Here is a 13456-nt window from a genome sequence, read left to right on the forward strand (position 1 = left end):
GAATGGGCTGATTCTAGCGCTCTTGCGCCAGATCATCTGTCAGACAGCGCACACTGGGTTCACGCCGGTGCGACAAACTCGGCCATGAAGGTGCGCGTGGTATTTTCCGGAAAGGCAATCGTGACCTGGTCGCCCGCCACCGACAGCACGGTGCCGATCTGGTAGCGGGGCACGCGCACGCGGCTGCCGACGGCGATCTGCGGCGCTGGCGGCGGAGCTTGCGCGGGCGCTGGCGGCAACTCGTCCAGGGTGATGGGCGCGGCCAGCGCCGGGGGCGACAGGCAATTGTCGCAGGTGCAGCAGCGCGCGAAATCGGCGGTGTCTCCAAAGTAATCGAGCAGCAGTTTCCAGCGGCACAAGCCGCTTTGCGCATACGCCACCATCTGCTCGAGCGCCTGCTTGTCGCGCTCCTGCTTGTCGACGTAGATCTGCGCCAGCTGCGCATACGAAGGCGTAGCGGCCGAGGGCGCTTTCAGGCTGTAGCCCAGCTTGCGGTCCTGGCGCAGCAGCTTGCCGTCTTTCAACAGTTTCAGGCACACCTTCAGGTGGCCGTCGGAAAACTCGGGCAGGCTGGACGCCAGCGCAGCGAAAGTAAACGTGGCCGGCAACGCTTGCGCGACCGCCACGATGGCGGCCAGTTCTTCGGCCGTGGGATAGTGCTTGGCCAGAAAGAATTGCTGCACCCGCTTGTCTTCCTGGAAGTACAGCAAGGTGCAGTCGGCGGGCAAGCCGTCGCGTCCCGCGCGGCCCGATTCCTGGTAGTACGCTTCCAGGTTGGCCGGCACCTGCAAGTGGATGACGAAGCGCGTGTCGGGCTTGTCGATACCCATGCCAAAGGCATTGGTGGCCACCATGATGCGGCGCTCGCCATTCATGAACAAGTCCTGGTTGTGCTTGCGCTCGCGCGCCGCCAGCTTGCCGTGATAGCAGGTGACGCTCTCGCCCAACGCTTCCAGCCGCGCCGCCAGGTCTTCGACGGCCTTGACGGTGGCCGCGTACACGATGCCCACGCCCGGCGTCTCGCGCAGCAGGCGCTGGACTTCGTCCTGTTTTTCTCCCGCATTGGTGACCTGGATCACGCGGTAGCGCAAATTGGCGCGGTAGATGCCGGTATTGATGACGTTCAGCTTGCGCGCTTCGAGTTGCGTATCGATATCGGCCATGACTTCCCCCGTGGCCGTGGCCGTCAACGCCAGCACGGGCGGGCGGCCCAGCGCGCGCAGGGCGGCCGCGATTTCCAGGTAGGCGGGACGGAAGTCGTGCCCCCACTGGGAAATGCAATGGGCTTCATCGATGACGACCAGGCTGGGCGGCGCGCTGGCCAGCAGGGACAGGAAGACGGTATTGCTGAGGCGTTCCGGCGTGCAAAAGATGATGAGTCTGCCACCCCGGGCTATGCGGGCGATGGCGTCGTCTTCCTCGGCGCGCGACAGGCTGCTGTTGAGCTGCACGGCCGTGATGCCCAGTTCGTGCAGCTTTTCCAGCTGGTCTTTCATCAGAGAAATCAACGGGGACACCACCACGGTGGCGCCCGGCAACAGGGCGGCGGGCAGCTGGTAGCACAGCGACTTGCCGCTGCCTGTGGGCATGATGGCCAGGGTGTCGCGCCCGGCCAGCACGCTGTCGATGACGTCCTGCTGGCCCGCGCGCAGCCGCGCCACGCCAAACACGGAGCGCAGCAGGCGCTGGATCTTGCGCTGGCGGGCGCTGCCCGGATCTTTCACTGCAGAAATGGTAGTCGCCATCGTGGTCCGGTCCCTGACATGCCGGCGCCAATTGCCAGCTTGCCGCCACTTTACGGCCGGGTCTGGCGTACGACCATAGGACGGCTGCTACAGCCAGCGTAGGAATTCAGGAAGCAAACAGGATGGCCCAGAACAGCATCAGCAGCCCGGCAATCGACACGCACCACACGAGCGTGCGCACGACGGGCACGCCGAACGCGTACAAGGGCAGATACAGCACGCGCGCGGCTAAATACAGGGCGGCGCCGTACAGGGTCAGCGCGCTTTCCTGCGCCGTCACGTGGGCGATCAGCACGGCGGCGGCGAACAGGGGCAGGGTTTCGAACAGGTTCGCCTGGGCCCGCCGCAGGCGGCCCGTGATCTTGCCCACGGGCGGCCCGTCGCCGTCGCGCGCGCTCACGTTATAGGCCGTGCCCGTTTCGCGCGTGCGAAACAGCGCGGGCAGCAGGATTTGCACCAGCGCCAGCACCAAGGTACAGGCCAGCATCGTCAGTTCAGGGGTCATGCCTTACCTCTGCGAGTGAGACGGGCGGGCCGAAGCGGCGCGCGCCCGTCAAGGTTGGTCGAGTGCCGCTTGCAACTCCATCAAATCATAGGGCTTGCGCAAGACACTGGCGGAAAAACCCAGCTCATCCATCGATTCCTTGCCATAGCCCGTGGAAAAGATGATGCGCATGGCCGGTTTATCGCGCAGCACCATGCGCGCCAGCGCGATGCCGGACATGCCGGGCAGGCTGACATCCGTAAACAGGATATCGAAGTCTTGCTCGTTGAGCAATTTCCACGCCGCCTCGCCATCGGACACGCCGCTGACCGTATGGCCCAGCATGCCCACCAGTTCACACACCATCAGCTGCGAATCGAGATTGTCTTCCACCACAAGTATTTTCATCGATGTCGGCATGTCTCCCTGCGGTTCCGGAGCATGGCCCGTCAAGTCCAGTCCCGGCGTATCACTTCCCAGTACGCTGGCCGCCGCGCTGCCGGTCGGCAGGATGCCGGCCACCGGCGCGCCGGACCGTTCAAACTGGCGCGCGCGCATTTGCTGCTGGCGGTTGGCCAGTACATGGCGCAGCTTGCGCGCCAGCTCTTCGCGCCGGTACGGCTTGCTGAGCAATTCCACTCCCGCGTCGAGACGCCCCTCATGCACGATGACATCCTGCGCGTAGCCCGACGTAAACAAGACAGCGATATCGGGCTGCAACTCGCGCGCCTGGCGCGCCATCTCCGTGCTGCTGACGGGACCGGGCATGATCACGTCGGTAAACAGCACGTCGATCTGCGCGCCGCTGTGCAGCACGGCCAGCGCGCTTTCGCCATCCTCGGCCTTGAGCACCTTGTAGCCCAGCGCGCCCAGCATATCGACCACGGTGGTACGCACGCCCACGTCGTCCTCCACTACCAGCACGGTTTCCGTGCCGCCCGTGACGACGCCGCTCAATTCCAGTTCCTCGTCCGCCTCGGCCATCAGGGAACGGGGCAAATAGATTTTGACTCCCGTGCCCACGCCAGGTTCACTGTAAATGCGGATATGGCCGCGGCTTTGCGTGACGAAGCCGTACGCCATCGACAGGCCCAGGCCCGTGCCCGCGCCCTCCGGCTTGGTGGTAAAGAACGGTTCGAACGCGCGCTGCAGCACGGCGCCGCTCATGCCGCGGCCCGTGTCCGTCACCGACAGCATCACGTACTGGCCCGCCGGCACGTCGACCAGGTTGTGCACATACTGTTCGTCGAGCACGACGTTGCCCAGCTCGATGGTCAGCTTGCCCACGCCATCCATGGCGTCGCGCGCATTGATGGCCAGGTTGAGGATGACGTTCTCGATCTGGCTGCGGTCGACCAGGGTATTCCACAGCCCGCCGCCGCCCACCAGCACGATATCGATCGCTTCGCCCAGCGCGCGCCGCAGCAGCGCATCCATGTTGCGCACCACGCGGGCCAGGTCGGCCACCACGGGTTGCAACGGTTGGCGCCGCGCAAAGGCCAGCAGGTGCGACGACAATTTGGCGCCCCGCTCGACGGCGGCGATCGCCGTGTCCAGGCGCTGGCGCATGAGGCCATCCGTGCCCGCCAGATGCTGCAGCAAATGCAAATTGCCGGAAATGATTTGCAGCACATTGTTGAAATCGTGCGCGATGCCGCCCGTCAACTGGCCCACGGCTTCCATCTTTTGCGCCTGGCGCAAGGCGTCTTCGGCCTTGGTGCGCTCACCGACCTCCTGTTCGACCCGGTGCTCGAGCGTTTCGTTCAATTCATGCAGCGCTTTTTCCACGCGGCGCCGGTCTGTGATGTCCGTCTTGACGGCGATCAGGGAACGCGTATGGCCCTGCTCATCGACGAGGCGGCTGACATTGCTCGACACCCACACTTGCGTGCCGTCGGGCTTCAGGTAGCGCTTTTCCAGCGAGAACGACTCGCCCGTTTCCACCAGACGCTGGAACAGCACGTTGTTGCCGGGCACGTCCGCCGGATGCATGATGTCGTTCATGTTCAAGCTCAGCAGTTCCTCGGCGGAACGCCCCAGCATGCAGCACAGGGCGCCGTTGACCCTCTGGAAACTGCCATCGAGGCCCAGCTCGGACAAGCCCACCGAGGCCTGGCCGAAAATGGCCGCCATGCGCTCCTGGCTGGCGTTGAGTTCATCCTCGATCTGGCGCCGCTCCGTCACGTCGAACGACACGCCCACGTAGCGGCGCTGGCCCGGCATGCGGCCGGCCACCACCTCGCCCTGGCGCGCGATCCAGCGCAGCGCGCCATCGGCGGGGCGGCGGATGCGGTACTCGACGTATTCGAGCGGATTGGGCGCCACGTCAAGCTTGCTCGGTCCAACCTTTTGCTGGTCGCGCGCATCGACCAGGCTCACCAGCAGGCGTTCCGTCACTTCCACCTCGTCGGCAATGCCCCACAGGCGGCGGAACGTGGGCGACACCACCATCGCGCCCGTCTCGGGGAACCATTCGAAGGTGCCGATGCCGCCCGCCTGCTGGGCCAGGCGCAGCCGCTCCTCACCTTCCATGCGCTCGGTGACGTCGATGCCTTCGACGAGGATGCCCGTCACCACGCCCTCCTCATCCTTGATGGGCTGGTAGACGAAGTCGATCTGGCGCTGGCCCGTCTGCCCGTCCGCCGTCTGCAAATCCACCTTCACCTGGCGCCCCTCGAACGGTTCGCCCGTGCGGTAGACCTGGTCGAGCAGCTCGATGAAACCTTGCGCCTTAACTTCAGGCAAGGCCGCTTCGACTGTCTTGCCCAGCACATCGCGGTGCCCCACCAGGCGCAGATAATGCTCGTTCGCCAATTCGAACACGTGCTGCGGCCCGCGCAGCAGGGCCATGAAGCTGGGCGCCTGCTGGAACAGGGCGCGCAGCAGCGCGCGCTCCTCGCCCAGGCGTCGGTTGGCCGCGCGCACGGCCTCGCTCTCGGCCTGCAAGGTGGTGTTGAGTTGGCCCAGCTCGGCCGTGGCCAGCTTCAGCTGGCGCCCTTCCTCCATGCGCGCCGTCAATTCCAGCGCCGTGCACAGCACGCCGTCCACCTGGCCGTCGGCGCCATGCACGGGCGTGTAGAACAGGTCGAAACAGACGTCCGTGCGCTGTCCGCCGCGCAACAGCGGCAAACAGCATTCGCGGTGCACCTGCGTCTCGCCGCGCAGTCCCGCTTCGAGGATGCGCGCGTTCCAGTCCCAGATTTCCGGCCAGATGCCCGGCACCGTGCCGCCGAGCGCCGCCGGATGGCGCTCGCCTGCGATCTGGATGTAGTCGTCGTTGTAAATCATGACATGCTGCGGGCCCCACATCAGCACCATCGCCATCGGCGAATTGAGCACGATGTCGACGCTGGTGCGCAAATGGGCGGGCCAGCCATCGACGGCGCCCAGGCTGGTGGCGGACCAGTCGCGCTGGCGCACCAGTTCCCCCATGCTGCCGCCGCCGCGCGGCCAGGCTGGCGCGCTCATGTCGCCCGTCCCGCTTGCACGCACACCTGGCACTGGCGCGGAATGCGCACGGTCGCCAGCGTGCCTTGCGCGGCCGTCGAACTGAGCTCGAGCGTGCCGCCATGGGCCTTGACAAACATGTTTGCCGTGTACAGGCCCAGTCCCAGGCCCTGACCAGTGCGGCGTTTCTCGCCCGCCTGCTGGAACGGTTCGAACAGGGTCGGCAACAAGGTGGCCGGAATGACGCCACGATTGGCGATGCGCAATTCAATGCTGCCGGCGTCCCGTCCGTCGAGGGCCAGTTGCACGGGCGCGCCCGGCTCGCCATGCGTGATGGCATTGTTTAACAGATTCGAGATGACTTGCGACAGCAAGCCCGCGTCGCATTGCCCGTGCAGCTCGCCCACGCTGCTGACCTCGACCAGCGGCGCCTGACCGGCCGTCTCGAATTCCTCGACGATGGCGCGCGCCAGCGCCAGGTAGTCGTGCGTGCTGCTGCGCAACTCCATCGTGCCGGAACGGATGCGCGCCAGGTCCAGCAACTGGTCGACCATGCGCGCCATGCGCTTGGCGCTGCTTTCGATGCGCTGCGCCGTGACGATCACCTTCGGGTGGTCGCTCATCATCGGCAACAGCATGGCGCCGTTCATCACCACCGACAAGGGCGTGCGCAAGTCGTGGCCCAGCACGGCCGTGAACAGTTCATTCAGGTGCAGCGCGTGCTTGAGTTCGTCGAGCTGGGCCGACAATTCGCGTTTCTGCTGGTATAGCTGGACCAGCACCGCCACCTTGCTTTGCAAGGCTTTCACATCGATGGGCTTGTAGAGAAAGTCGACGGCGCCCGCTTCGTAGCCGCGGAAACTGTAGCTCGGCTCGCGCGAGGCGGCCGTGAGGAAAATCAGGGGGATGCTGCGCGTGCGCTCACTGCCGCGTATCAGCTCGGCCAGCTCGAAACCATCCATGTGCGGCATTTGCACGTCGATCAGGGCCAGCGCCACTTCATGCGTCAACAGCAATTCCAGCGCTTCCGCGCCCGAGCTGGCCTTCAGGATGACAATGCCGGGCCGCGCCAGCACGGCTTCGGTGGCGACCAGGTTTTGCGCGATGTCGTCAACGACGAGGATATGAATAGGGGCGGTCACGGAATCATCTTCAGGCATCGCAACGGCAAGACGCCATCGTGTTTCGATATGGACATAAACATTGTTTCAATTCTCACATATATTACACGCACTACACTATTCCCATTCACTTGTGTTCGCCATCGCCGAGCAATGCCAGGCTGGCGGCCATTTGCGGCAAATCGAGCACGCGGTCGGCGCCGGCCAGCTTGAGCGCGGCGGCCGGCATGATGCCACAACTGGCCCGCTGCGGGTCTTGCACCCAGGCGCTGCCGCCCAACTGCCGCACGCGCGCCAGGCCCGCAGCGCCGTCGGCCGAGGCGCCCGTCAGGATGATGGCCAGCATGGCGCGCCGGTAGGCATACGCGGCCGTTTCCAGCAAGACATCGATCGATGGGCGCGAAAAATACACGGGCGCCTCCTGCGACAGGGAAAAACAGCCATCGGGCTCGACTTGCAAGTGGTAGTCGGGCGGCGCGAAATACACGACGCCGGGCTGCAGCGGTTCCTTATCCTGCGCTTCGCGCAAGGGCAGCTGGCAACGTTCCGCGTACAGCTGCGGCAACTGGCTCGAGCGGCCCGGCGCCAGATGCAGCACCACCACCACGGCCGCGCGGCAGGTGGCGGGCAAGGCACGCAGCACGATGCCCAGCGCTTCCACGCCGCCAGCCGAAGCGCCGATGGCGATCAGGCGCAGGCCGGCGGGCGGGGGCGCGACGTCGCAGCTCGGCAGCATGTCAGGCACGCTGGAAGATGCGTTCGGCCGGGCTCAGCTCGTTAAAGCTATCCGCATGGCGGCTGAAATGCAGGCTTTCCTTCATGCCCAGGCCCAGGAAGCCCCGGTTCACCAGCGCTTCGTGGAACAGGCCAAGGCTGCGGTCCTGCAAATCTTTATTGAAATAAATCATCACGTTACGGCAGGAAACCATGTGCACCTCCGAAAACACGCTGTCCGTCGCCAGGCTGTGGTCGGCGAAAACGAACTGGCGCCGCAAGCGCCGGTCAAAGATGGCGCCCTTGTAGGCGGCCGTGTAATAGTCGGACAGCGAGCGCTTGCCGCCCGCCAGCTGGTAATTCTCGCTGAACTGGGCGATGCGCTCGACCGGATAGATGCCCGCTTCGGCGGCGGCCAGCGCTTCCACATTGATGTCGGTCGCATAAATCATGCTGCGCTCGAGCAAGCCTTCCTCTTCCAGCAAGATGGCCAGCGACCAGACCTCTTCGCCGCTGCTGCAGCCGGCCACCCAGATCTTGATCGAGGGATAGGTATGCAGGATGGGCACGACTTTTTCGCGCAAGGCGCGGAAATATGCGGGATCGCGGAACATCTCGCTCACTTGCACCGTAAAAAATTGCAGCATCTGCGCGAACATGGCCGGCTCGTGCAAAATGCGGTCCTGCAATTGCGACAGGCTGGCGCAGCCGAAGCGCTCCATGGCCTGGCGCATGCGCCGGCGCAGGGAGGCCACGGAATAATCGCGGAAATCGTGCTGATACCGCAGCAATATTCCCTCAAGCAATAATTTCAGTTCTATATCGAAAATATCGTCATCTAACAACATCCACCTCATCGGATACCTGACCGTTGAACACGGTGCAACGTGCACCGTGCAGTCACTGCCAAATGCTAGCAGATCGTCGCCGATTATCCCGCAGGAAAAGCGTCAGTTAGGTACGCTGGCGTACGCTAGAGCCACTTTTTTCAGGCATCCACGCCCTTCATGCCTTCCTCCGTATAGCGCGCGCCCGCCGCCATGCCCAGGGGAAAGGCCGCGTTCATCACCGCCAGCTCCGCCCTGTCCAGCCGCACGGCCAGCGCGCCGAGGTTGTCGTGCAGGTAGGCGATGCGCTTGGTGCCGGGGATGGGAATGATGTCGTCGCCTTGCGCCAGCAGCCAGGCCAGCGCCAGCTGGGCCGGCGTGCAGCCCTTCGCGCGCGCGAGGTACTTGACCTGCGCAACGATGGCCTGGTTACGCGCCAGGTTGTCGGATGAAAAGCGGGGATTGAACTGGCGGAAATCTCCCGCGTCGAGGCTGTCCGCATCGGCGATGGCGCCCGTCAGGAAACCGCGCCCCAGCGGACTGTAGGCAAAGAAACTGGCGCCCACGTCGCGGCAGGCGGCCAGCACGCCCTGCTCCGGTTCGCGCGTCCACAGCGAGTATTCGCTCTGCACGGCCGCCACGGGGCAGAGCGCGGCCGCGCGCCGCAGGGTGGCGGCACTCACTTCGCACAGGCCCACGGCGCGGATCTTGCCCTCTTGCAGCAGTCGCGCCAGCGCTCCCATCGAGTCTTCCAGCGGGGTATCGAGGTTCAGGCGGTGCAGGTAAAACAGGTCGATGGTGTCGACGCCCAGGCGCGCCAGCGACGCTTCGCACGCCTGGCGGATGTAAGCGGGTGCATTGTCGACGCGGCGCGCATAGCTGCCCGCCTCGCGCGCCAGGCCGCACTTCGTGGCGACCAGGGCCCGCCCGCGGTGCTGGCTGAAGAATCGCCCCAGCAATTGCTCGTTGTGGCCGAAACCGTAGGCGTCGGCCGTGTCGAACAGGGTCACGCCCGCCGCCAAGGCCGCTTCCAGCGTGGCCAGCGATTGCGCCTCGTCCGTGGCGCCATAAAATTCCGACATGCCCATGCAGCCCAGGCCCAGTGCCGAACTGTTCAAGCCGCTATTGCCGATACGTCGTTGTTGCATGCTGCTCTCCTCAGGTGGTGACTCGATGCAGCCAGTCTAGGCCGCGCCGGCCGGCAAGGGAATGCGCGATTTCGTGATACCTTTCTGGTATGAGAGCCCTCGACACCCACGCCCTGACCCTGTTCTGCGCCGTCGCCCGCTGCCTGAACTTTCGCCAGGCGGCCGAGCAATTGCACATGACCCAGCCACCCTTGTCGCGCGCCATCAAGGCGCTGGAAGAGCGGCTGGGCGCGCGCTTGTTCGAGCGCGACACGCAGGGCGTGGCCTTGACGCAGGCGGGCCGCACCCTGCTGCCGCAGGCGCTGCACATCCTCGATTTGCTGGACGTTGCGCAAACGTCGCTGCAGCGTGACAGCGCGCCGGCGCGCCTGCGCCTGGGCCTGACCAGTTCCGTCGCGGCCGGCCTGTTCCGTCCGCTGCTGGCGACGCTGGAAGAGCAATTGGGCAATGTCCGCCTGGAACTGACGGCGGCGCCCTCGCCGCGCCTGGTCGCTGGCGTGCGCAAGGGCCAGCTCGACGCGGCCCTGCTGGCCCTGCCCAGCGCCACCTTCGAACTGGCCGTGCAGCCGCTGGCGCGCCAGCCCATGATGCTGGCCCTGCCCGCCGGGCACCGGCTGGCGAAAAAGCGCAAGCTCAGTCTGACCGACATCGCGGCAGAATCGATTTACTGGTTCGAACGGGCGCGCCAGCCCGCCTTCTTCGACCATTGCCAGCAGGTGTTTCGCCGGCATGGCTTCGCGCCGATGTTCTTGCGCGAAGCGCCCGACCACCACGTGCTGCTCGGCGACGTGGCGGCCGGCAAGGGCATGGCGCTGCTGGCCGACTCGTTCCGCGCCTTGCGGCTCGCCGGGGTGGCCTACCGGCCATTGCTGGAAGGGGAGGAATTGGCGGCCGGCATCGGCCTGGCCTGGCGGCCAGAGCACGGCCATGCGAGCCTGCCCCTGCTGCGCCAGCTGGCGCAAGAACATCTGGAACAGTGAGGCGCGCACACGGATGCGCCAGACGCGCTACCATGGCGCCTTCCCCAATTTACGCGCCACCACGACCATGACGTTTACCCTCAGCGACGCCGCTTACGCCACCGATACCCCCGCAGCCAAGCACGCCATGTATGCGGACCTGCGCTCGCAGCTGCAAGGCTTGCTGTCGGGCGAGACCGATTTCATCGCCAATACGGCCAACTTCAGTTCGCTCGTCTTCCACACCATGCCGGGCCTGAACTGGGCCGGTTTTTATTTCCTGAAAGGCGAGGAACTGGTGCTGGGACCGTTCCAGGGCAAGCCGGCCTGCATCCGCATCAAGAAAGGGCGCGGCGTGTGCGGCACCACCGTGGTCGAAGGCAAGTCCATCGTCGTGCAGGACGTGCACGCTTTTCCCGGCCACATCGCCTGCGACGTCAACTCCCGTTCGGAACTGGTCGTGCCCGTGTTTGCGCGCGGCCAGATCATCGGTGTGTTCGACCTCGACAGCCCATTGATCGCCCGCTTCGACGACATCGACGCGCAGGGCGTGGAATCGCTGGTGCGCGTGCTGGAAGCGGCTATCGTTGCTGAATAACTAGTTGCCCGCCTTGACGGCGATGAATTCGCCCTTGCCGACCGTGGCCAGGCATGCCGTGTAGCGGCTGTCGGCGCGGATGGCGTCAAGGAAGCCCGCCATGTCCGCGTAGTGCGAACTGGCGTTGTCGACCACCAGCACGCCGCCGGCCGCCAGCGCCCGGTCCAGCTGCGGCCACCATTGTTCGTATTGCTGGCGCGCGGAATCGAGGAAGATAAAATCGTAGGCGCCGTCCGCCGCATCGCGCAGCACGTCGCCCGCGTCCGCCAGCAATTGCCCGATCACACCTTGCAGTTGCGCGCGCGCAAAGTTGGCATGCGCCATGTCGAACTTGTCCTGCGCCTTTTCCACCGTCACCACGCTGCCGCCCAGCGCCTGCGCCGCGCGCGCCAGCCACAGGGTCGAATAGCCGTTCGAGGTGCCGATTTCCAGCACCCGCCGCGCACCGCGCGCGTGCACGAGCACGGCCAGCAGCTCGCCCGTGTCGCGCGTGATGTTGAGCATGCGGCTGGCGCGTTCCGTGTGCGCCGCATCATTGGTGTTGCCGAATGCTTCGAGTTCGCTCAACAGGGTATCGATGTCAGGCATGATGGCTCCTTGTGCAAAGCATCAGCATAGCAAAAAAACTAGGCCGTGGCACGGCGCAGGGGGCGTTTCAGGTACTGCACCATCGCCACCCCCAGCAGGGTGACGCCGCCGCCGATCACGTCGTAGCTGTGCAAGGTTTCACCGAGGAACAGCATGGCGATGATCACCGTGAACACGGGCAGCAGATTCATCAAGGTCGTGGCGCGGCTCGGGCCCAGCTTGGCCAGCCCGTGCATCCACAAAAACGGCGCGATGATGGACGCGGGGATGCCGGCGAACAGCACCAGCGGCAAGCCGGCACCGGTCACGGGCGGCGCGGACTGGCTCAGGTAATACACGAACAGCACGGGCACGGCGCACCACACCTGGATCAGCAGCGAATGCCAGTTATTCAGGGGAATCTTCCAGCGCTTGAGCAGCACGCCGTAACCGGCATACGACAAACACGCCAGCAGCATCAGCGCGTCGCCCACGGCCGCGCCATGGGCGATCAGGGCGGCCGGGTCGCCATGGCTGAGCAGGTAGCCGAGGCCCAGCAAGGACACGATGCCGCCGAACACGCCGCCCACGGTAGGCGCCTCTTTCAACACCAGCACGGACAGGCCCACGGCCAGCAGCGGCATCATCGACGCCAGAATGCCCATGTTGGTGGCCGTCGTCGTCTGCGCGGCGATGTAGGCGAGACACTGGTACATGACCATGCCCAACATGCCCAGCACAAACAGTTTGCCCAGATACGGTGTCACCACGGCACGCTGCTTCCACACGGCGCGGCCGAAGACCACCGCCAGCAGCACGCCGGCCAGCAGCCAGCGGTAGAACGAGATGGCGGCCGGATCGATCACGCCGACAGCCATCTTGCTGACGATGGTATTGATGGCCCAGATCAGCACGGCGATCACGGGAAACAGATAATGCTTGGCTTGCATGCGGCGGACTCCAAATTTCAATACCGCCATTTTCGCATGGTCCGATTCCATGGATATAATGCATATCGGACAAACGATGCGAAGAACCGGACAAAGACATCATGGCCAGCAACCAGCACTTCCCCGCCGTTTCCGACGCCCTGCCCTATCCCGTGTATTTTCGCCTCGACGACTATCACGCGCACCAGCAATTCGATTACCAGAGCCATCCCTGGGGCCAGCTCACGTATTGCTCCACGGGCGTGATGGAAATCACGGTGGCGGGCCAGCGCTACCTGTCGCCGCCCCAGTACGCCGTGTGGATACCGCCAGAGACCCTGCACGACGGCTACATCCGCCAGGATGTCGTGTTTCATTCGGCCTACATCGACGCCAGCCTGTGCACGCAGCTGCCGGCCCGGCCGTGCGCGCTGGTGCTCAGTCCCCTGCTCAAAGCCATCCTCGGCGACTTCGCCGAAAGAAGCGTCACCACGCCCGCCACCGCAGCCGACCAGCGCCTGGCGCAGGTGCTGGTCGATCAATTGCAGCTGGCGCCGTGCAGCCGCAACTATCTGCCCGGCAGCGACGAGCCCGTCATCGCGGCGCTGCTGGCCGCCCTGCAGGCGGAGCCGGGAAGTAACCGCTCACTGTCCGAGTGGGCCGCGCAGCTGCACGTGACCGAGCGCACCCTGGCGCGCCGCTGCCAGCGCGAGCTGGGCATGCCTTTCGGCGAATGGCGCCAGCGCCAGCGCTTCCTGGCCGCCCTGCCCCTGCTGGAACAGGGACAGACCGTGCAGGAGATCGCGCTGGAACTGGGCTACAGCACGGCCTCCGCCTTCATCGCCATGTTTCGCCGCCAGAGCGGCGCTACACCGGACCAGTTCCGCCGCGGCCTGCGCTGAAAAGCGGGTCCGCTT

Annotated in this window: 12 protein-coding genes; 3 read left to right on the top strand and 9 right to left on the bottom strand. The window is 65.2% G+C overall.

What is annotated here, in order from left to right; all coding sequences use genetic code 11:
- Positions 1 to 59: 59 nt before the first annotated feature.
- The 7 genes from ACQ4W4_RS03525 to ACQ4W4_RS03555 form a co-directional block, all read right to left on the bottom strand.
- Positions 60 to 1745, bottom strand: coding sequence for a RecQ family ATP-dependent DNA helicase (locus ACQ4W4_RS03525; RefSeq protein ID WP_436540795.1), 1686 nt, complete (start codon positions 1743 to 1745; stop codon positions 60 to 62).
- 106 nt (positions 1746 to 1851) lie between these two features.
- The gene (locus ACQ4W4_RS03530; RefSeq protein ID WP_034750597.1) at positions 1852 to 2250 is read right to left on the bottom strand and encodes an MAPEG family protein; all 399 of its coding nucleotides are present in this window, start codon (positions 2248 to 2250) and stop codon (positions 1852 to 1854) included.
- Between the two features lie 48 nt (positions 2251 to 2298).
- Positions 2299 to 5697: a hybrid sensor histidine kinase/response regulator gene (locus tag ACQ4W4_RS03535; RefSeq protein ID WP_436540796.1), complete on the bottom strand. Its 3399-nt coding sequence runs from the start codon at positions 5695 to 5697 to the stop codon at positions 2299 to 2301.
- Positions 5694 to 6818 (bottom strand): hybrid sensor histidine kinase/response regulator, encoded by a 1125-nt coding sequence (locus tag ACQ4W4_RS03540; protein WP_436540797.1) that lies wholly within the window; start codon positions 6816 to 6818, stop codon positions 5694 to 5696. Before ACQ4W4_RS03540 ends, ACQ4W4_RS03535 begins: the two co-directional genes overlap by 4 nt.
- A 106-nt stretch (positions 6819 to 6924) precedes the next feature.
- On the bottom strand, positions 6925 to 7533 hold the full coding sequence (locus ACQ4W4_RS03545) for a chemotaxis protein CheB (RefSeq protein ID WP_436541114.1): 609 nt from the start codon (positions 7531 to 7533) through the stop codon (positions 6925 to 6927).
- Position 7534: 1 nt separating this feature from the next.
- Positions 7535 to 8359 carry a CheR family methyltransferase gene (locus ACQ4W4_RS03550; RefSeq protein WP_200899269.1) on the bottom strand — a complete coding sequence of 275 codons (825 nt, stop codon included), beginning with the start codon at positions 8357 to 8359 and terminating at the stop codon, positions 7535 to 7537.
- A gap of 140 nt (positions 8360 to 8499) precedes the next feature.
- Positions 8500 to 9486 carry an aldo/keto reductase gene (locus tag ACQ4W4_RS03555; RefSeq protein WP_436540798.1) on the bottom strand — a complete coding sequence of 329 codons (987 nt, stop codon included), beginning with the start codon at positions 9484 to 9486 and terminating at the stop codon, positions 8500 to 8502.
- Between the two features lie 89 nt (positions 9487 to 9575).
- On the opposite strand from ACQ4W4_RS03555, the gene ACQ4W4_RS03560 reads away from it, so the two are divergent.
- Complete coding sequence (locus ACQ4W4_RS03560) at positions 9576 to 10466, top strand: LysR family transcriptional regulator (protein ID WP_436540799.1); 891 nt, start codon at positions 9576 to 9578, stop codon at positions 10464 to 10466.
- Between the two features lie 67 nt (positions 10467 to 10533).
- Positions 10534 to 11043, top strand: a complete 510-nt coding sequence (locus tag ACQ4W4_RS03565) for a GAF domain-containing protein (RefSeq protein ID WP_436541115.1) — start codon at positions 10534 to 10536, stop codon at positions 11041 to 11043.
- Here ACQ4W4_RS03565 and ACQ4W4_RS03570 read toward each other — a convergent pair whose 3' ends face one another.
- Complete coding sequence (locus tag ACQ4W4_RS03570; RefSeq protein ID WP_436540800.1) at positions 11044 to 11631, bottom strand: O-methyltransferase; 588 nt, start codon at positions 11629 to 11631, stop codon at positions 11044 to 11046.
- Positions 11632 to 11669: 38 nt separating this feature from the next.
- Positions 11670 to 12560, bottom strand: coding sequence for a DMT family transporter (locus ACQ4W4_RS03575; protein ID WP_436540801.1), 891 nt, complete (start codon positions 12558 to 12560; stop codon positions 11670 to 11672).
- Between the two features lie 101 nt (positions 12561 to 12661).
- Here ACQ4W4_RS03575 and ACQ4W4_RS03580 point away from each other — a divergent pair, with 101 nt between their 5' ends.
- The gene (locus tag ACQ4W4_RS03580; RefSeq protein ID WP_436540802.1) at positions 12662 to 13441 is read left to right on the top strand and encodes an AraC family transcriptional regulator; all 780 of its coding nucleotides are present in this window, start codon (positions 12662 to 12664) and stop codon (positions 13439 to 13441) included.
- Positions 13442 to 13456: the final 15 nt, after the last annotated feature.

The sequence above is a fragment of the Janthinobacterium glycogeni genome (assembly GCF_051380725.1).
Taxonomy (GTDB): Bacteria; Pseudomonadota; Gammaproteobacteria; order Burkholderiales; family Burkholderiaceae_D; genus Janthinobacterium.